The 18,059-nt window shown below is 71.2% G+C and carries 21 protein-coding genes and 1 riboswitch; of the genes, 5 read left to right on the forward strand and 16 right to left on the reverse strand.

The features are described 5' to 3' along the window. Positions 1–29 precede the first annotated feature (29 nt). On the reverse strand, positions 30–1,016 hold the full coding sequence (locus ACIBK8_RS30710) for an asparaginase (RefSeq protein WP_399045400.1): 987 nt from the start codon (positions 1,014–1,016) through the stop codon (positions 30–32). Positions 1,017–1,064: 48 nt separating this feature from the next. Continuing rightward, positions 1,065–1,712: an ABC transporter substrate-binding protein gene (locus ACIBK8_RS30715; protein WP_399045402.1), complete on the reverse strand. Its 648-nt coding sequence runs from the start codon at positions 1,710–1,712 to the stop codon at positions 1,065–1,067. Between the two features lie 175 nt (positions 1,713–1,887). On the opposite strand from ACIBK8_RS30715, the gene dtd reads away from it, so the two are divergent. Next, on the forward strand, positions 1,888–2,313 hold the full coding sequence (gene dtd / locus ACIBK8_RS30720) for a D-aminoacyl-tRNA deacylase (RefSeq protein ID WP_393688041.1): 426 nt from the start codon (positions 1,888–1,890) through the stop codon (positions 2,311–2,313). Positions 2,314–2,382: 69 nt separating this feature from the next. On the opposite strand, the gene ACIBK8_RS30725 is transcribed toward dtd, so the two are convergent. The 7 genes from ACIBK8_RS30725 to ACIBK8_RS30755 all read right to left on the reverse strand — a co-directional run bounded on the left by ACIBK8_RS30725 (position 2,383) and on the right by ACIBK8_RS30755 (position 8,369). Then, entirely contained in the window at positions 2,383–3,348 is a 966-nt protein-coding gene (locus ACIBK8_RS30725) for a YgfZ/GcvT domain-containing protein (protein WP_399045404.1), read from the reverse strand. A gap of 30 nt (positions 3,349–3,378) precedes the next feature. After that, complete coding sequence (locus tag ACIBK8_RS30730) at positions 3,379–3,822, reverse strand: Fur family transcriptional regulator (RefSeq protein WP_399045406.1); 444 nt, start codon at positions 3,820–3,822, stop codon at positions 3,379–3,381. Between the two features lie 38 nt (positions 3,823–3,860). After that, positions 3,861–4,871 (reverse strand): ABC transporter substrate-binding protein, encoded by a 1,011-nt coding sequence (locus ACIBK8_RS30735; protein ID WP_399045408.1) that lies wholly within the window; start codon positions 4,869–4,871, stop codon positions 3,861–3,863. Between the two features lie 8 nt (positions 4,872–4,879). Next, positions 4,880–5,689: an ABC transporter ATP-binding protein gene (locus ACIBK8_RS30740; RefSeq protein WP_393688048.1), complete on the reverse strand. Its 810-nt coding sequence runs from the start codon at positions 5,687–5,689 to the stop codon at positions 4,880–4,882. Then, positions 5,689–6,792, reverse strand: a complete 1,104-nt coding sequence (locus tag ACIBK8_RS30745) for a FecCD family ABC transporter permease (protein ID WP_399045409.1) — start codon at positions 6,790–6,792, stop codon at positions 5,689–5,691. Before ACIBK8_RS30745 ends, ACIBK8_RS30740 begins: the two co-directional genes overlap by 1 nt. 115 nt (positions 6,793–6,907) lie before the next feature. Further along, positions 6,908–6,981, reverse strand: a riboswitch (cobalamin riboswitch). A gap of 30 nt (positions 6,982–7,011) precedes the next feature. Then, positions 7,012–7,617 carry an FABP family protein gene (locus ACIBK8_RS30750; protein WP_399045411.1) on the reverse strand — a complete coding sequence of 202 codons (606 nt, stop codon included), beginning with the start codon at positions 7,615–7,617 and terminating at the stop codon, positions 7,012–7,014. A 272-nt stretch (positions 7,618–7,889) separates the two neighbouring features. Next, a complete protein-coding gene (locus tag ACIBK8_RS30755) occupies positions 7,890–8,369 on the reverse strand; it encodes a MarR family winged helix-turn-helix transcriptional regulator (protein ID WP_399045413.1) in 480 nt (159 codons plus the stop codon). Between the two features lie 86 nt (positions 8,370–8,455). Here ACIBK8_RS30755 and ACIBK8_RS30760 point away from each other — a divergent pair, with 86 nt between their 5' ends. Both ACIBK8_RS30760 and ACIBK8_RS30765 read left to right on the forward strand, forming a co-directional pair. Further along, a complete protein-coding gene (locus ACIBK8_RS30760; protein ID WP_399045414.1) occupies positions 8,456–9,265 on the forward strand; it encodes an alpha/beta fold hydrolase in 810 nt (269 codons plus the stop codon). 37 nt (positions 9,266–9,302) lie between these two features. Beyond that, entirely contained in the window at positions 9,303–9,668 is a 366-nt protein-coding gene (locus ACIBK8_RS30765) for a DsrE family protein (RefSeq protein ID WP_393688057.1), read from the forward strand. Between the two features lie 15 nt (positions 9,669–9,683). Here ACIBK8_RS30765 and ACIBK8_RS30770 read toward each other — a convergent pair whose 3' ends face one another. From ACIBK8_RS30770 to ACIBK8_RS30800, 7 genes are all read right to left on the reverse strand, one after another. Further along, positions 9,684–9,968, reverse strand: coding sequence for a DUF3099 domain-containing protein (locus ACIBK8_RS30770; protein ID WP_393688059.1), 285 nt, complete (start codon positions 9,966–9,968; stop codon positions 9,684–9,686). Positions 9,969–10,135: 167 nt separating this feature from the next. Next, positions 10,136–10,423: a DUF1416 domain-containing protein gene (locus ACIBK8_RS30775; RefSeq protein ID WP_030085405.1), complete on the reverse strand. Its 288-nt coding sequence runs from the start codon at positions 10,421–10,423 to the stop codon at positions 10,136–10,138. A gap of 48 nt (positions 10,424–10,471) precedes the next feature. Further along, positions 10,472–11,311 carry a sulfurtransferase gene (locus tag ACIBK8_RS30780; RefSeq protein ID WP_399045416.1) on the reverse strand — a complete coding sequence of 280 codons (840 nt, stop codon included), beginning with the start codon at positions 11,309–11,311 and terminating at the stop codon, positions 10,472–10,474. Between the two features lie 152 nt (positions 11,312–11,463). After that, entirely contained in the window at positions 11,464–11,571 is a 108-nt protein-coding gene (locus ACIBK8_RS30785; protein ID WP_393688062.1) for an Ms5788A family Cys-rich leader peptide, read from the reverse strand. Positions 11,572–11,772: 201 nt separating this feature from the next. Next, on the reverse strand, positions 11,773–12,474 hold the full coding sequence (locus tag ACIBK8_RS30790) for a DUF2993 domain-containing protein (protein ID WP_399045418.1): 702 nt from the start codon (positions 12,472–12,474) through the stop codon (positions 11,773–11,775). Between the two features lie 180 nt (positions 12,475–12,654). Next, positions 12,655–13,839, reverse strand: coding sequence for a hypothetical protein (locus ACIBK8_RS30795; protein ID WP_399045420.1), 1,185 nt, complete (start codon positions 13,837–13,839; stop codon positions 12,655–12,657). Between the two features lie 10 nt (positions 13,840–13,849). Further along, the gene (locus tag ACIBK8_RS30800) at positions 13,850–14,095 is read right to left on the reverse strand and encodes a MoaD/ThiS family protein (protein WP_399045514.1); all 246 of its coding nucleotides are present in this window, start codon (positions 14,093–14,095) and stop codon (positions 13,850–13,852) included. A 195-nt stretch (positions 14,096–14,290) separates the two neighbouring features. Between ACIBK8_RS30800 and ACIBK8_RS30805 the strand changes: the two genes are divergently transcribed. Both ACIBK8_RS30805 and ACIBK8_RS30810 read left to right on the forward strand, forming a co-directional pair. Then, positions 14,291–16,024: an ABC transporter ATP-binding protein gene (locus ACIBK8_RS30805; RefSeq protein WP_399045422.1), complete on the forward strand. Its 1,734-nt coding sequence runs from the start codon at positions 14,291–14,293 to the stop codon at positions 16,022–16,024. 92 nt (positions 16,025–16,116) lie between these two features. Beyond that, on the forward strand, positions 16,117–18,027 hold the full coding sequence (locus tag ACIBK8_RS30810) for an ABC transporter ATP-binding protein (protein WP_399045516.1): 1,911 nt from the start codon (positions 16,117–16,119) through the stop codon (positions 18,025–18,027). Positions 18,028–18,059 lie beyond the last annotated feature (32 nt).

Consider the following 18,059-nt stretch of genomic DNA (forward strand, 5'->3'; position numbering starts at 1 on the left):
TTGGGCGGGGGGCGTCTGGTGGGTGGGGGCTAGAAGGCTGCTCGGATGGAGCCCACGCGGGTGCCGCCGCCCAGGAGGGGGGCGTCTTCTATGCGGGTCAGGACGTCGGATTCGACGTTCATCAGGCGCAGGGTGCGGGCCAGGATCGGGCCCAGGGTGCGGGTGGCGCCGTCGTCGACCTTGAAGGCCAGGGCGCGGCCGTCGGGGAGGGCCAGGGCCTGTACGGCTTCGGCGCCCATCTTCGACAGGACGCCGGGGAGTTCCCGCATCAGCCAGGTGTCGGGGCGGCGGGTGCCTGCCACGTACTCGGGGTGGGCGCGCATGGCGTCGGCGACGCGGCGTTCGGGGGTGCCGGGGGCGGCGGTGACGAAGTGGCGGAAGGCGCGGGCGAGGCCGGTGAGGGAGAGGGACATGAGCGGGGCGCCGCAGCCGTCCGTGCCGATGTGGGTGACGTCCTCGCCGCCTGCCGTGCGGACGCCTTCGAGTATCAGCTGCTGGAGCGGGTGGTCCTGGTCGAGGTACGAGTCGAGGGGCCAGCCGTTGTGGGCGCAGGCGGCCAGCATGGCGGTGTGCTTGCCGGAGCAGTTCATGGTGATCCGGTCGCGTACCTGGCCCGCCGCCAGGTAGTGCTCGGCCTCCTCCGGGTCGAGGGGGAGGTCGGGCGGGGTGCCGAGCTGGTCGGCGCGGAGGCCGAACTCGTCGAGCATGGTGCGGACGAGGTCGAGGTGGAAGGCTTCGCCCGAGTGGCTGGCGGCGGCCAGGGCCAGGCGTTCGCCGGTGAGGTCGAGGCCCGCGCGCAGGACCGCGGCGGCCTGCATCGGCTTGTTCGTCGAGCGGGGGAAGACCGGGGCGGTGACGTCACCGAGTGCCGTCTCGACGCTGCCGTCGGCGGCCAGCACGACCAGCGAGCCGCGGTGCCGGCCCTCGACGAAGCCGGAGCGGACGACCTCGGCGAGGACCGGGGACAGGGGGGTGTCTGCCGGGGTCGGCTCGGATATCGGGCGGGGCGAGGTCATCGGCGGCCTTCCGGGAAGTGGTCCGCGGTCCCGGAGGCCGGTGGCCGGTCAGGACAGCAGGTCGTCTACTTGTGCTTCGCCTTCACGGTACCTGCGGGTGATTTCGGTACTGCAATCGTCGGCCATGCGCTGGAGGGACTGGCGGCGGTGCGAGACCTGCTGTTCGTAGCGGACCAGCCGGGCCATGCCCTCTTGCAGCTCGGGGTCCGTGCGGGCGGTGAGGTCGGACAGTTCGACCTCGCCCAGCATCTCGTCGGCGAGCCTGCGGTACTCCTCGCTGTGCGGCGGGCCGAGCGTGACGTGCCGGGCCGAGGAGCGGTGGCTGGACGGTACGTCCGTGAGGATCTCCGGCAGGCGGTCGATCAGTGGCGAAAGCGGCCCCGTACGGCGGGCGGTCTCGGCGCGCAGGATGTCGATCCGGCCCTGGAGCAGCCGCCGCAGATAGCTGAGGTCGGCTTCCTCCTGCTGGGCGTCGCGGCGCAGTACGCGCAGGTCGGGCAGGCTCTGGGCGGTGAGATCCGGCTGGACGACCGGCTGGAAGCGGTCGCGTTGCTGCGGTGGGCGGTGCGGTGCCCGGCCTGCCTGGAGCATGGGGCCCTCCTTGGTGCGGCCGGGCTCAGCGGGAGCCGTTGCCGTGGTCGTCGAACGGGCGGGTGGTACGGGGCCGGGAATCCGACCGGCGCCGGCAGTGCTCATGAATCGTTCCGTCCCCTCGTCCGGTGCGGCATCCAGGGCATGTTGTCCATGAAACGCACCACGTGCACGCATCGTGCCACTCTGGGCGGTCCGTATGCAGGGCCATGACACCCGAACGGCCCTCGGATGGGTACGGGTGTCCGAAGGCCGGGCGGGGCGGTGCATGATGGCGCGTATGCGAGCTGTGGTGCAGAGGGTCGACGGCGCGTCCGTCGTCGTGGACGGGGAAACGGTCGGCGAGATCGTCGGCGAGGGGCTGTGCGTGCTGGTCGGCGTCACGCACGAGGACACCGGGGAGAAGGCGGCGCAGCTGGCCAGGAAACTCTGGTCGGTGCGCATTCTGCAGGGTGAGAAGTCCTGCTCGGACACGTCGGCGCCGCTGTTGGTGATCAGCCAGTTCACTCTCTACGGTGACGCGCGCAAGGGGCGCAGGCCCACCTGGAACGCGGCGGCACCCGGGCCGGTCGCCGAGCCGCTGGTCGACGAGGTCGTCGCGCAGCTGCGGGCGCTGGGCGCGCGGGTGGAGACCGGCAGGTTCGGCGCCGACATGAAGGTGTCGATGACGAATGACGGGCCGTTCACGGTGTTGGTGGAGGTCTAGGCCACCAGACCTGTCGGGCGAACCGTCGGACATGTCCTGAGGGCGCCCGCCCGCCGGTCTCCGGTGCGGCTATGGCGCTACTACGACCTCTTGGGCGGCTGCGGTGCCGGCGGCGCTGAGCTGGGCGTCCAGCGGGACGTTGCGCTTGACCAGGGCGAGGGCGATCGGGCCCAGCTCGTGGTGGCGGGCCGATGTGGTGATGAAGCCGAGCTGACGGCCTTCCTCGCCCTCCGACGCGAGCCGTACGGGGGTGCCGTGCGGTGGCAGGTGGACCTCGCTGCCGTCCAGGTGCAGGAAGACCAGGCGGCGCGGTGGCTTGCCGAGGTTGTGGACCCGGGCGACGGTCTCCTGGCCGCGGTAGCAGCCCTTCTGGAGGTGCACGGCGGTGCCGATCCAGCCCAGCTCGTGCGGGATGGTGCGGTGGTCGGTCTCCAGGCCGAGCCGCGGGCGGTGCGCCTCGACGCGCAGTGCCTCCAGGGCCAGGATGCCGATGGCCGGGCCGTGCGCGGCGGCGAAGGTCTCCAGCTCGGCGCGGGGCAGGAAGAGGTCGCGGCCGTGCGGGGTTTCGCGGACGACGGCGTGCTGCGGCACCTCGGTGATCGAGCCGGCCGGGAGGTGCACCACGGCGGTCTCGGCGGTGCGGTCGGCGACCTCGACGCGGTAGAAGAACTTCATGCTCTCCAGGTAGGCGATCAGCGCCTCCTGGGTGTCGGGTTCGACGTGCATCCAGGTCGTCTCGCCGTCGTCGACGAGGTAGAGCGCGTGCTCGATGTGGCCGTGCGCGGAGAGGATCAGGGCCTCGGTGGCCCGGCCGGGCGGGAGTTCGCTGACGTGCTGGGTGAGGAGCAGGTGCAGCCAGCTCAGCCGCTCGGTGCCGGTGACCGCGACGACGCCGCGGTGCGAGAGGTCCACGAAGCCGGCGCCGTCCGCCAGCGCGCGTTGCTCCCGGAACAGATCGCCGTAGTGCGCGGCGACGCCTTCGTCGGGGGCCTCGGCGGGGACGGCACCGGGCAGCGACAGCAGGGAACTCTTCATGATGTCAGCGTACGGCCCGGCTGTGACATCTCAGGAGTCGGTGCGGGTGGCCTTGGCCTTGGCCGTGCAGGTGCGGCAGCGGCCGAAGATGGCGAAGTGCTTCATGTCCGTTTCGAAGCCGAACTGTTCGCGCAGCTGGGAACGGAACGGCTCGGCCACCGAGAGGTCAGCCTCGATGACGTCCGTGCAGTCCCGGCACACCAGATGCATGTGGTGGTGCCGGTCGGCGAGATGGTACGTCGGGGAGCCGTGCCCGAGGTGTGCGTGGCTGACCAGGCCCAGCTCTTCGAGCAGCTCCAGGGTCCGGTAGACCGTGGAGATGTTGACGCTGCCCGCGGTCTTGCGGACCTCGGTGAGGATGTCGTCGGGGGTGGCGTGCTCCAGCCTGTCCACAGCCTCCAGGACGAGCTGGCGCTGGGGGGTCAGGCGGTAGCCGCGCCTGCGGAGGTCGCTCTGCCAGTCGGTGGTCACCACGCCCCCAGTGTAGGAGGGCGTGGCGCCGGGGCGGGGCGTCAGTCGGTGTGGACCGTCCGGAGGTACCGGGCGAGTGCGGTGACGGCGGCCGGGTTGCGGGGGCTTTCGACCAGGTCGGCGTAGTCGAGGACGAAGATCCGGTGGTTCTTGACGGCCGAGACGTCGGCCAGCGGCGGGTAGGAGAGCAGGAATTTCTTCTTCTGCGCGGCGGACGGCGTGCCGTAGTCGTTGATCACGATGACGTCGGGGTCGCGTTCGACGACGGTCTCCCAGCCGACGGTGGTCCAGGAGTCCTTGACGTCCTTGGTGAGGTTGTCGCCGCCCGCCTTGGTGATGATGTCGTCCGGTGCCGCGAAGGCGCCGGCGGTCATCGGCTTGTCCTGGCCGCTGTCGTAGAGGAAGACGGAGGGCCGGTGGCCGTCCTTGGGGATCTTGGCGCGGACGTCGGCTGTCTGCCGGCGGTAGTCCTTGATCAGCTTCGTGGCGCGGTCCTCGACGTGGAAGATCTTCCCGAGGTTCTCCAGGTCGGTGTAGAGCGCTTCCAGGGGCGGCATCACGCCGCGGGAGCTGCCGGAGCCGCCGTTGCGGCAGGACTCGGTCAGGACGTAACTGCCGATGCCGAGCTTCTTGAGCGAGGCGGGGGTGAGGTCGTTGCCCTCGCCGAAGCCGTAGCTCCAGCCGGCGAAGACGAGGTCGGCCTTGGCGTCCAGGGCGATCTCCTTGGTGATCGCCTTCTTGGACAGCCACGGGACCTTGTCGTACGCGTCCCGCCAGGCGACCTTGTCGAGGTCGCCCTTGTAGGTGGGCATCACGTAACCGGCCATGCGGTCCTCCAGGCCGAGCGCGAACATCAGGTCGGCGATGTTCACGTCGTTGGTGACGACCCGGGAGGGTGCTTTGTCGAAGGTCAGCGGCTTTCCGCAGTTCTTGACGGTGACGGGGTAGCCGGCCGCTTTCGCTGAGGTGTCGTCGTGGGCGACCTGTGCGCCGCAGCCCGTGAGGGACAGCGCGAGGACGGAGAGCAGGGCGGCGGTACGGCGGCGGGGCATGACGATCCTCAGGAGGCGGGCGCGGAGGCGGAAGGGGCGGGGGTCGCGGGAGCCGGCAGCCGGTCGAACAGGAGCTGTACGGCGCCGGATTCGGGGTGCCGTACGCGGTGGGCGCGGACCGCGAAGACCTCGGCGAGCAGGTCGGGGGTCAGCACGTCGTGCGGCGGCCCGGACGCGACGATCCGGCCGCCGTCGATGACGTACAGCTCGTCGCAGTGCACGGCGGCGAGGTTGAGGTCGTGCAGCGCGGCGAGCACCGTCAGCCGGCTGTCGCGGACCAGCGCGAGCACCTCCAACTGCTGGGCGATGTCCAGGTGGTTGGTGGGTTCGTCGAGCACCAGGACCTGCGGTTCCTGGGCGAGCGCGCGGGCGATCAGCACCCGCTGCTTCTCGCCGCCCGACAGGCTGAGGAAGCCGCGGCCCGCCAGGTGCGCGGCGCCGACCCGGTCCAGGGCCCGCGCGCAGATCCCGGTGTCGGTGGCGTCGGCCCGTCCGGAGCCGTGCTGGTGGGGCAGCCGGCCCATCGCGACGACCTCGGAGACCGTGAAGTCGAAGGTGCCGCTCGACTCCTGGGGCAGCGCGGCCAGGCGCCTGGCGCCTTCCTTGGCGGTCATGGCGTGCAGGTCGTCGCCGTCCAGGCGGACGCTGCCCGCCGCCGGGCGCAGCGCGCGGTAGACGCAGCGCAGCAGGGTGGACTTGCCGCTGCCGTTCGGGCCGACGAGGCCGATCAGCCGGCCGCTGCCCGCCGTCAGCGCGACGTCGTGGACGAGCCGCTGTCCGGCGATCTCGACCGCCAGGTTCTCGATGTCGATCCGCATCAGGCGCCGCCTCCGAAGCTGTAGCCGCGCCGCCGCATCAGCAGCACGAAGCAGGGCACGCCGATCACGGCGGTGAGCACCCCGACGGGCAGTTCGACGGGGGCCAGCAGCACCCGCGAGAGGATGTCCACCCACACCAGCAGGATGGCGCCCAGCAGCGGGGCGACGGCCAGGACCTTGCGGTGGTCGGAGCCGACCAGGATGCGGGTGATGTGCGGCACCATCAGGCCGACGAAGCCGATCGCGCCGCTGACCGCGACCACCGCGCCGGTCACCGCCGCCGCGACGACGAACAGTTCGCGGCGCAGCCGGGCGGCGTCCACCCCGAGGGCGGCGGCGGTCTCGTCGCCCATGGCCAGCGCGTTCAGCCGGCCGGCCGAGAGCAGCAGGTAGGCCAGTGCGGCGGCCACCGCGAGGGCGGCGACGGGGAGGGATGCCCAGCCGGCTCCGCTCAGGCTGCCGAGCAGCCACATCATGGCCGAGCGCGCCGCCTCGCCGCGGTCGGCGGAGAACACCATCAGGGTGGTGATGGCGGAGAAGCCGTAGTACATCGCGGTGCCGGTCAGGACCAGCCGGAGCGGGGTGAGGCCGTGCGCGGTGCGGGCCGCCGCGTACACCAGGATCATGGCGAGCAGCGCGCAGACGAAGGCGGATGCGGACAGCGCCCAGACGCCGAGCGCGCCGGCCGCGCCGAAGATCAGGACGGCGTTGGCGCCGACGGCGGCGCCGGACGAGATGCCGAGGACGAACGGGTCGGCGAGCGCGTTGCGGACCAGTGCCTGGACGGCGACGCCGATGGCGGACAGCCCGGCGCCGACGACGGCGGCCAACAGGGCGCGGGGGAAGCGCAGTTCCCACACGATGGTGTAGCGGGAGACCTCGTCGGGGGAGAGGGTGCCGCCGGTCAGTCCGGCGCCGAGGTAGTGCAGCACCTCGCCCCAGCCGAGTCCGGACGCGCCGAGGCCGACGCCGCACAGCACGGAGCCGGCCAGCAGTACGGCGGCCACGGCGATCAGGGGCGGTACGGGTATCCGGCGCGGGTGCGCACCGGGCCCGTCGGGCGGGCTCGGTGCGCGGGGCGCGGCCTGGGTGGTCGGTGCCACGGGCGGTCCGCCTTCGGCTCGGGCCGTCCTAGGGATGGAGGCACGGCCCGGAGCGGGTGGCACCGGTGGCGTCCCCTCGCAGTCCACGGCGAGTTGTCAGGATCGGCGCCGCCGCGGGTGATCGGGCTTGCGGAAGGGTGGTTCCGCTTACCGTTGCGGGTCAGCGCCGGAATTTCACCGGACTTCCCCCGCGGGGCGCGTTGTGCTGGGTGGTACGGATCAGCCCTGGTAGGGCGTGCCGTCCGCGTTGAAGAACGACACTCCGTCCGGGGTGTCTTCCGGCAGGCTCTCCGCCCACTCCTTGAGGTCGGCGACCTTCTTCAGGTGCGCGGACATGTAGGGGCGCAGCGGCATGTCGGGGGTGGCCTTCTCGCCGACCCACATCAGGTCGCTGTTGACGTAGCCGTAGAGCCGCTTGCCGCCGCTGTACGGTCCGGCAGCCGCGGTACGGGCCACCGCGTCGGTCGCCAGGTCGATCTGCGGCTTCTGGTCGGCGAGCTCGCCGTACCAGACCTCGACGATGCCCTGGTCGCGGATCATCACGACCTCGACCTTGCGGTCCTTGTCGATGCGCCAGTAGCCGCTCTCGGTCTCCAGCGGGCGGACCTTCTTGCCCTCGCCGTCGAGCACCCAGCTGTGCGAGGTGTACTCGATGAAGTCGCGGCCGTCGTGGGTGAAGGTGGCTTCCTGGCCGAAGTTGCACTTCTCGGTGCCGGTGCCACCGTCTGCGTCGAACAGCTCCGCGACACCCGCGCCCTCCCAGTTGCCCAGGAGGAAGGCCAGGGGGACGAGGGCCGGATTCAGGTCGGACGGGATCTCGATCATGAGCTCAGGCGATCTGTAGAGGATTCAGGAGACGGTCAGGAGCGGTTCAGCGCTGGCCCTGGTACAGCTTCTTCCAGGTCAGACCGGCGAAGGCGATCACGCCGACGCCGACGAGGACGAGCAGGGTGGTGAAGACTGCCTCAAGCACGAGCGCGCTCCTTGGACGGAGTGAGGTGATACGGACCGGGTCCGAGTCTAGTCGTCGCCGATCGGGGTGGCGCTGTGAGGTTCCCCGCCCGCCGCCGGGCCAGGGGACGGGCCGCCGTTCCGCGTCAGTTCACGTCGACGTCGTCGAAGAGGTCCAGCATCCGGGCGAGGACGCGGAGGCAGGCGGTGACGTCGGCGTCGGTGAGGTCGCCCTCGATCTGGCGCAGCAGGGCGCGCTCGCGGGTGGTGACGGCGGTGATGGCCGCCCGGCCCCGGTCGGTCAGCCGGATGAGCGGGGAGCGCTGGTGGGCGGGGTTCGGCCGGGTCTCGACGAGGTCGCGGGCGGCGGCGTCGTTGACCATGCGCTGGACGAATTGGCGGCTCAGGGCCTGGGCGCGGCCCATCTGCGGGACGGTGAGGGGGCCGTGCTCGCGGAGCAGGTCGAGGACGGCGCGGATGCCGACGGAGAGCCCTTGGCCGGGCGCGTCCGTTTCCACCTTGCGCTGCACGCGCCGGTAGAGCGGTCCGACCAGGGCGAACACCTCGGTGAGCCGGTCGGCGACGGCGTCGGGAGGGAGGGGAGGGTCGTCGTGGTGGTCGGTCACCGGGCCATGGTGACACCTGGGTTGCCATATCAGCGATAGTGACAACTTGGTTGTCAAAGTCTGTGTGTCATGGCACCTTGATCGTCATGACTGACGCCTCCGACCTCTTCACGTTCGCGTCCGATGACGGGCACCTCGCCTACCGCGACACCGGCAGCGGCCCGCCCGTGGTGCTGCTGCACAGCGGCTTCGCCGACCACACCGTGTGGGACGACCAGGTGCCGGTCCTCGCGGAGCGCTACCGGGTGATCGCGCCGGACGCCCGCGGGCACGGCGGATCCGCCAACGCGAGCCGCCCGTTCCGCCCGGCCGACGACCTCGCCGCGCTGCTGCGCCACCTCGGCACCGGCCCCGTGGCCCTCGTCGGCCTGTCGATGGGCGCGATCACCGCCGTCGACACCGCGCTGGAACACCCCGATCTGGTAAGGGCGTTGGTGATCAGCGGCGGCGGCGTGCTCGACGGTCCCGTCAACGACCCGCGGTCCGACGACGCCCTGGCCGCCGGTGACATCGAGCGCTGGCTCGACAACATCGCGGACTGGGTGGCGGGCCCGCACCGCACACGCGAGGAGGTCGACCCCGGCATCGTGCGGCGGATCCGGGAGGCGAGCGCCAGGACCGTCGCCAAGCACACCGTCGACGAGCCGGACCACTACGTACCGGTGCGGGACGCGGCGGCCCGCGCGGCGGACGTCACCGTGCCGCTGCTCGCCGTCAGCGGCGCCCTGGACGCGCCCGGCCTCATCGCCATGACCGAGAAGCTCGCCCGCACCGTCGCCGACGGCCGCGCCCTGACCATCGAAGGCGTGGGCCACTACCCGAACATGGAGCGTCCCGACGTCTTCAACCGCACCATCGGCGAGTTCCTGGAGACCGTGTACGCCGACGAGCGGTGATCCGCCGGGGCCGCCCCAGGTCTTCTAGGGTGGCCCCATGGCGAAGAAGCTCGTGATCAAGGTGACGGCGGGTGCCGATGCGCCCGAGCGGTGCTCGCAGGCGTTCACGGTGGCGGCGGTGGCGGTGGCCAGCGGCGTCGAGGTGTCCCTGTGGCTGACGGGGGAAGCGGCGTGGTTCGCGCTGCCGGGCCGGGCGGCGGAGTTCGAGCTGCCGCACGCGGCACCGCTGCCCGAGCTGATCGACGGCATCCTCGCGGGCGGCGGCGCGATCACCCTGTGCACGCAGTGCGCGGCGCGCCGCGGCATCGAGCAGAAGGACCTCATCGAGGGCGCCGGGATCGCCGGTTCGCAGTTCTTCGTCAGCGAGATCATGCCGGACGGTGTGCAGGCGCTGGTCTACTGAGCCGCCCGCCCGCGGCTACTTCGAGTGCCGGTCGTCCCGGTCGTCCAGCTCGCGCCACCAGCGGTCGGACTCCGGGTCGCCGGACTCGTCCCACCAGCGCTCCTGCGGGCCACGCCGGTTGCCGACGATCGCCGCGACCGGCGGGATCACCATCGCCACCAGGCACATCACCACCGCCGCCGTGACCGACCACAGCCGCACCACGCTCCAGGCCAGGATGAAGAGCGTGAGGCAGACGCCCATCATCGTGAAGTACCAGCGATGACGGCGTTGTGGGGGCAGCCAACGAGGCGCGTGCATAAGTCCACGGTAAGTCCGCCCGCCGCCGGAAAGAAGTCCGGACGGCGGGCGCCCGGCAAGCGCGGAGGGCCGCACCCCGCGCAAGGCGTCCAAACCCCGGGGTGCGGCCCTCCGGCCGTGCGTTCCGCGGCGGCGGAGAGCCGGGCGCGGACCGTTCCATGATGCCGTCAGACGGCGATGGCGACCTCCGCCAGGCCACCCTGCTGGGCGACGACGGTGCGGTCGGCGGTGCCGCCGGGGACGAGGGCGCGCAGCGTCCAGGTGCCCTCGGCCGCGTAGAAGCGGAACTGCCCGGTCGCGGAGGTCGGGACCTCGGCGGTGAACTCGCCGGTGCTGTCCAGGAGACGGACGTAGCCGGTGACGGGCTCGCCGTCGCGGGTCACGCTGCCCTGGATGGTGGTCTCACCGGGCTTGATGGTCGAGGCGTCGGGGCCGCCGGCCTGTGCTCCACACATATGACGTACTTCCTTGAGGGGTTTCGAAGGAGGGCGCTGGCGCGCGGGTTACTTGGCGGCGCCGAGCTCGATCGGGACGCCGACGAGCGAGCCGTACTCGGTCCAGGAGCCGTCGTAGTTCTTGACGTTGGCCTGGCCCAGCAGCTCGTGCAGCACGAACCAGGTGAGCGCGGAACGCTCACCGATGCGGCAGTAGGCGATGGTGTCCTTGGCCAGGTCGACACCCTCGTTCTCGTACAGGGCCTTCAGTTCCTCGTCGGACTTGAAGGTGCCGTCGTCGTTGGCGTTCTTCGACCACGGGATGTTGCGGGCGCCGGTGATGTGGCCGGGGCGCTGCGACTGCTCCTGCGGGAGGTGCGCCGGCGCGAGCAGCTTGCCGCTGAACTCGTCGGGGGAGCGCACGTCGACGAGGTTCTTGTTGCCGATGGCGGCGACGGCGTCGTCACGGAAGGCGCGGATGGAGGTGTCCTGGGCCTTCGCCTTGTACTGGGTCGCGGCGCGCTGCGGGACCTCGGCGACCAGGTCGCGGGAGTCCAGCTCCCACTTCTTGCGACCGCCGTCGAGCAGCTTCACGCTGTCGTGGCCGTAGAGCTTGAAGTACCAGTAGGCGTAGGACGCGAACCAGTTGTTGTTGCCGCCGTAGAGGATGACGGTGTCGTCGTTGGCGATGCCCTTCTCGGACAGCAGCTTCTCGAAGCCGGCCTGGTCGACGAAGTCGCGGCGGACCGGGTCCTGGAGGTCCTTCTGCCAGTCGATCCGGACGGCGTTCGTGATGTGGTTCTTCTCGTACGCGGAGGTGTCCTCGTCGACCTCGACGATGACCACCTTCGGGTCGTTGAGGTGGGCCTCGACCCAGTCGGCGTCCACCAGAACGTCACTACGGCTCATGTTCTTCCTCCGGGGCAGTTACGGGGGGTGATTGCGGTCGTGCACGCGGTTGTGCCGGGTGTGCGCGGCGGACTGCTGCGCGCGGCGCTGCGCGGGGGAGGTGCGGAAGGGCCGGCCCGGAAGTCCGGGCGGCGGGACGGGTGCGGGGCCCGTCAGACAGGGCGACAGAGCATGGCGGCGACGCGGCACAGATCAACTGCCCGCCGCTTCGTGAGGTTCGCCTGTCCCCGGAAACGGAGACCGCTCAATGCGCTCTGCATGCTGCCGATCGTAGGGACGCACACCGGGGCCTGTCACCGGTGTGTCGGATGATGAGACGTGATTGTCCGTGATCCGAGACGGCAGACGCCGCCCGGCCGTGTGTGACGGGTGCCGGGCGGCGCTGTGCGGGTGGGGGGTCGGCTTACGGAACGCGATGTCTCAGCGATTGGACGGTGTGGGGGCGGCCGACCGGAACGGGGTCAGCCGGGGAGCTTGACGTCCTTGCCGGACGCGGAGATCGAGATGCCGCCCGACCCCGCGGTGACCTTGTCCAGCTTCAGGTTGCCGGGCAGCTGGTCCAGCTTCCACTCGTGGTCGGTCTGGCCGCGGACCTTGTCCGTGCAGCCGGGGATCGCCCCGCACACGGCCGGGATCCGGTCGGCGCGCAGCCGCAGCGTGTCGCCGCCGGAGACCGAGATCGTGCCGGTCACCTCCAGCGAGCTGAGCAGCGGGATGCTCGGCGAGATCTTGACCTGGCTGTGGCCGTCCTTCTGGCCGCCGTAGCTCACCTTGACGTTCGCGCCTGACGCCTTGGTCAGGTCCGCGTACGAGATCTTGGCGGTGCCGGTGGCGCTCGCGGCGTTCTCGATCGAGGAGAAGTCGCTCGACAGGGCCACGTCGTGGAAGGTCGCGCTGAGCTTGTCGATGCGCAGCGTGTGCCCCTCGGCGTTGGCCTCGATGCCGTTCAGCTCGGCGTGGACCTCGTCCAGGCTGCGGCCCGCCACCTGGGTCAGGAACGGAAAGCCCTCGATGGAGACGGTCGGGGCGGCCGAGAGCCCCTGACTGCTGCGGATCTTGTCCGCTGCCTTGTCCTCGGCGATGTTCACCGCGACCCGGTCGGCGGCCACGAAAAGACCGCCTATGACGATGACGATGACCAGCAGCCACCTGAGCGCACGCATCGAACCCTTACCCCCACACCTGGCCGGTCGCCCGGCCGCTTCGCTTCTGTCCGTACGGCACGGACCCCCTGCCCACACCGCACGGCGAGCCTAAACGAGAGCGTGCCGCAAACGACGGGAACGGCCGCCGGAGGCGCAGGTACGCGCTCCGGCGGCCGTTCAGGGCGGTGGCGGTTCCGGCTAGCCGATGACGTTGCCCAGGATGTAGACGGCCGGGGCGGCGAGCGTCAGCGGCAGGGCGACGCCTGCCGTCAGGTGGACGAAGCGGGACGGGTAGTCGTAGCTGGCCACCCGCAGGCCGATCAGGGCGCAGACGCCGGCCGCCAGGCCCAGCAGGGCGCCGGCCGTGTCCAGTCCGTTCAGCTGTCCCACGCCGTAGCCCGCGCCTGCCGCGGCGAGCAGCGCCAGGACCAGGGTCGCGGCGGACGGCAGCGGCAGCGCGCGGACGAGCGCGGCCACCGCGACCGCGGCGGCGCCGGCCGTCACCGCGTCCGCCTGGGCCGCGAGCTGGCCCGACGCGAGCACCGCGAGGGCGGTGGCGGTCAGCCCGGCGGTCAGCGCGGACATCCGCTCGTCGGCGCTGCCGCGGTTGCGGAGCTGGAGCACGAGGACGAACAGGCACCACACGCCGAGCGTGGCGATGGCGACAAGGGGGGCGCTGCCGTGGTCGGTGACCAGCAGCGCGACGTCGGTCGTGACCCCCGCGAGGAAGGCCAGCGCGATGCCCTGGCGGGCGGGCCACATGCCGTTCAGCCGGAACCAGCCCGCGGCCGTGACCGCCTGGAGCAGCACCACGGGCACGCACAGCACCGGCTGTCCCAGCGGCGCGGCGAGCGCGAGCAGCAGGGCGAGGGCGGCGGTCAGCGCGGCCGGCTGGATACCGGGCGGGATGATCGGCGACCGGCCCTCGGCGCGGGCCCGCTGGTTCGGCGCGAGCGGGGCGGCGGGTGCCGGGGCGGCGGCCTCGGGTGCGGTGGCGGTCGCGGCGGCCGGAGCGGGGACGGGTGCGGCGGGTGCGGCGGGCGGGTGCGCCGCCTGCGCGGCGTACGCCTGCTGGTCGTAACCCTGCGCGGCGTATGCCTGCCGGTCGTACGCCTGCGGGCCGTACGCCGCCTGGTCGTGCGGCGGCTGCCCGTACTGCTGCTGCCCGTACTGCTGCTGTGCGTGCGAGGGCTGCTGCGGCTGCCCGTACTGCGGTGGTGCGTACGGCTGTTGCTGCGGCTGCGGCTGCGGCTGGTGTTCGTATGCGGGTTGGCCGTAGGGGGCCTGCCCGTGCGGGGGCGGGGTGTACGGGGCCTGGGTGCCGTACTGCTGGTCGGTGTACGGCTGCTGCCCGTACGGGTTCTGGGGTTGCTGGTCGCTCATGGTCGTGTCCTCACCCTCCCGCGAACGGCGGCAGGACCTCGACCGTGCCGCCCTGGGCCAGCGGCACGTCCGCGTGATTGCGGCTGCCGACCGGATTGCCGTCCACCAGGAACGAGCAGCGCAGCAGGACGCGGGCGAACTCAGGTTCCGCGGCGTGCGCGGCGCGTGCCGCGTCCAGCGCCTCGGCGAGCGTCGCCGCCGCGTAGGGCTCCTCGGCCGTGCCCGCGGCGGCCTTGGCGGCTGCCCAGTAGCGCACGGTGCCAGTTGTTGTCACGGCGGCCTCTTCGTTGTGTGCGTCGTGTACGTCGTGATGCGTGGTGATGCGTCGTCCATGATGGCGCACACCGCGGCCGGTCCGGCTCGGGCAAGTTCTGGCAAAGGCTCCCGGGGCCGTCCTGCACGTCTTCGGATATTCGATTGCCGCGGGCAAGCGTTCGCATAGGGTCGAAAGGTGTTGGTCCGACTCGCGTGGGCGCATTTGCGGCCCCACAGGCGCTCGATATCCCTGATCGTCCTCCTCCAGCTCGTACAGACGCTGGCCACCCTCTATCTGCCCACTCTGAACGCCGACATCATCGACAACGGCGTCGTCAAGGGGGACACCGGCTACATCTTCGGCACCGGCGGCTTCATGATCGCCGTGACCCTGCTGCAGATCCTGTGCGCCATCGGCGCCGTCTACTTCGGTGCGCGGACGGCCATGGCGCTGGGCCGTGACATCCGGGCCGCGGTGTTCGACCGGGTGCAGTCCTTCTCGGCCAGGGAAATGGGCACGTTCGGCGCCCCCTCGCTGATCACCCGCACCACCAATGACGTCCAGCAGGTCCAGATGCTGGTCCTGATGACGTTCACGATGATGGTCTCGGCGCCGATCATGTGCGTCGGCGGCGTCGTCATGGCGCTCAATCAGGACGTGCCGCTCTCCGGTCTCCTCTTGATCATCGTCCCGGTGCTCGGGATCCTCGTCTCGCTGATCGTGCGCCGGATGCGTCCGATCTTCCGCGGGGTGCAGGAGCGGATCGACACCGTCAACCGCGTGCTGCGCGAGCAGATCACCGGTATCCGCGTGATCCGCGCCTTCGTGCGTGACCGGCACGAGCAGGAGCGGTTCGCCGAGGCCAACACCGATCTGTACGACGTGTCGGTGCGGGCCGGGCGGCTGATGTCGACGATGTTCCCGCTGGTCATGCTGGTCGTGAACCTCTCCAGCGTGGCCGTGGTCTGGTTCGGCGGGCACCGGATCGACAGCGGTGCCATGCAGATCGGCGCGCTGACCGCGTTCCTCAGCTACCTGATGTACATCCTCATGTCGATCATGATGGCGACGTTCATGGTGATGATGCTGCCGCGCGCCGAGGTCTGCGCCGAGCGCATCCAGGAGGTGCTGGCGACGGACACCAGTGTCGCGCCGCCGCAGAACCCGGTCACCGCCCTGCGCACCCGCGGTGAACTGGAGCTGCGCAACGTCGAGTTCCGCTTCCCCGGCGCCGAACAGCCGGTGCTCAAGGACATCTCGCTCGTCGCACGCCCCGGCGAGACCACCGCCGTCATCGGCTCCACAGGCAGCGGCAAGTCCACCCTGGTCGGGCTGGTGCCCCGCCTCTTCGACGCGACCGGCGGCGAGGTCCTGGTCGACGGCGAGGACGTCCGCACCCTCGACGAGGAGACGCTGGCCGGCGCCATCGGCCTGGTCCCGCAGAAGCCGTACCTCTTCTCCGGGACCGTCGCGAGCAACCTGCGCTACGGCAATCCGGACGCCACCGACGAAGAGCTGTGGCACGCGCTGGAGATCGCGCAGGCACGCGACTTCGTCGAGCGCATGGAGGGCCGCCTGGAGGCGCCCGTCGCCCAGGGCGGCGGCAATGTCTCCGGCGGCCAGCGGCAGCGGCTCGCCATCGCCCGCGCGCTGGTGCGCAAGCCGGAGATCTACCTCTTCGACGACTCCTTCTCGGCGCTCGACTACGCGACGGACGCGGCGCTGCGGGCCGCGCTGTCCCGGGAGACCGACCGGGCGACCGTCGTCATCGTCGCGCAGCGGGTCGCCACGATCCGCGGCGCCGACCGGATCGTCGTCCTGGACGAGGGCCGGATCGTCGGCACCGGCACCCACACCGAGCTGATGGCGGAGAACGAAACCTATCGGGAGATCGTGCTCTCCCAGCTCACCGAGCAGGAGGCGGCGTGACCACCCCGGACAAGGGAACGGCCTCCCGTACCGAGACCCCGGTTGCGGCGGCACCGCGCCGTGGCCCGGCGCCCGCGGCGGGACCTGGCCGGATGATGGGCGGGCCGCCGGAGAAGTCGATGGACTTCAAGCGCTCCGGCCTGCGGCTGCTGTCACAGATGCGGCCCGAGCGCGGCATCATGTCCGTCGCGATGGCGCTGGGCGTGGTGAGCGTGGCGCTGAACGTCCTGGGGCCCAAGGTGCTCGGGCACGCCACGGACCTGGTCATCTCCGGGCTCATCGGCCGCAAGCTGCCGGCCGGTCTCACCAAGGAGCAGGCCGCCGCGCAGCTGCGGGCGCACGGCCAGGGCGGGCTCGCCGACATGGTCGGCGCGATGCCGGTGGTCCCCGGCCACGGCATCGACTTCGGCGCGATCGGCACGGTCCTGCTCGGCGTCACGCTGATCTACGCGTTCGCCGCGCTCTTCGGTTTCCTCCAGGCCAGGATCGCCACCCGCGTCGTGCAGCGCGCCGTCTTCCGGATGCGCGAGCAGGTCGAGGAGAAGCTGTCCCGGCTGCCGCTGAGCTACTTCGACACGCAGCAGCGCGGCGAGGTGCTCTCCCGGGCGACCAACGACATCGACAACATCCAGCAGACGCTCCAGCAGACCCTGAGCCAGATCCTGGCCTCGCTGCTGACCATCGTCGGCGTACTCGCCATGATGTTCTGGATCACGCCGCTGCTGGCGGCGGTCGCGCTGTTCACGGTGCCGGTTTCGGTGATCGTCGCGGCGAAGATCGGCAAGCGGGCGCAGCCGCAGTTCGTCCAGCAGTGGAAGACGACGGGCAAGCTCAACGCGCACATCGAGGAGATGTACACCGGCCATGCGCTGGTGAAGGTCTTCGGACGGCAGCGGGAGGCCGCGGCGCTGTTCCGCGAGCAGAACGACGCGCTGCACGCCGCCGGCTTCAAGGCGCAGTTCATCTCCGGCATCATCCAGCCCGCGATGATGTTCATCGGCAACATCAACTACGTGCTGGTCGCGGTCGTCGGCGGGCTGCGGGTCGCCGCCGGTGCCCTGTCGATCGGTGACGTGCAGGCGTTCATCCAGTACTCGCGGCAGTTCAGCCAGCCGCTCACCCAGGTCGCCTCGATGGCCAACCTCGTGCAGTCAGGTGTCGCGTCGGCCGAGCGGGTCTTCGAACTCCTCGACGCCGACGAGCAGCAGCCCGACACCCGGCCGCCCGGCGCCCGCGCGGACGCGGTGCGCGCCGCAGGCAAGGTCGCCTTCGAGAAGGTGTCCTTCCGCTACGAGCCGGACAAGCCGCTCATCGACGACCTGTCGCTGTCCGTCGAGCCGGGACAGACCGTCGCCATCGTCGGCCCGACCGGCGCGGGCAAGACCACCCTCGTCAACCTTCTGATGCGGTTCTACGAGGTCAGCGGCGGGCGGATCACCCTCGACGGCACCGACATCGCCGAGCTGCCGCGGGAGGAACTGCGCGCCCAGATCGGCATGGTCCTCCAGGACACCTGGCTGTTCGGCGGCACCATCGCCGAGAACATCGCGTACGGCGCCCCCGAGGGCACGCCGTTCGAGAAGGTCGTCGAGGCGGCGAAGGCCACCCACGTCGACCGCTTCGTGCGGACCCTCCCCGACGGCTACGACAGCGTCATCGACGACGAGGGCGGCAACGTATCGGTCGGCGAGAAGCAGCTGATCACGATCGCCCGCGCGTTCCTCGCCGAGCCCGCGATCCTGGTGCTCGACGAGGCCACCAGCTCCGTCGACACCCGCACCGAGGTGCTCATCCAGCACGCCATGGCCCAGCTCCGCACCGGGCGCACCAGCTTCGTCATCGCGCACCGCCTGTCGACCATCCGCGACGCCGACCTGATCCTGGTGATGGAGTCCGGCGCCATCGTCGAACAGGGCAGCCACGACGCCCTGTTGGCGGCCGACGGGGCGTACGCCCGGCTGTACGCGGCGCAGTTCGCGGAGGCGGTGGCGGAAACGGAGTGACGGCCGGCGCCGGGGCGGTGGCCGCCGCCCCG

This window comes from Streptomyces sp. NPDC050161 (assembly GCF_044460025.1).
GTDB lineage: Bacteria > Actinomycetota > Actinomycetes > Streptomycetales > Streptomycetaceae > Streptomyces.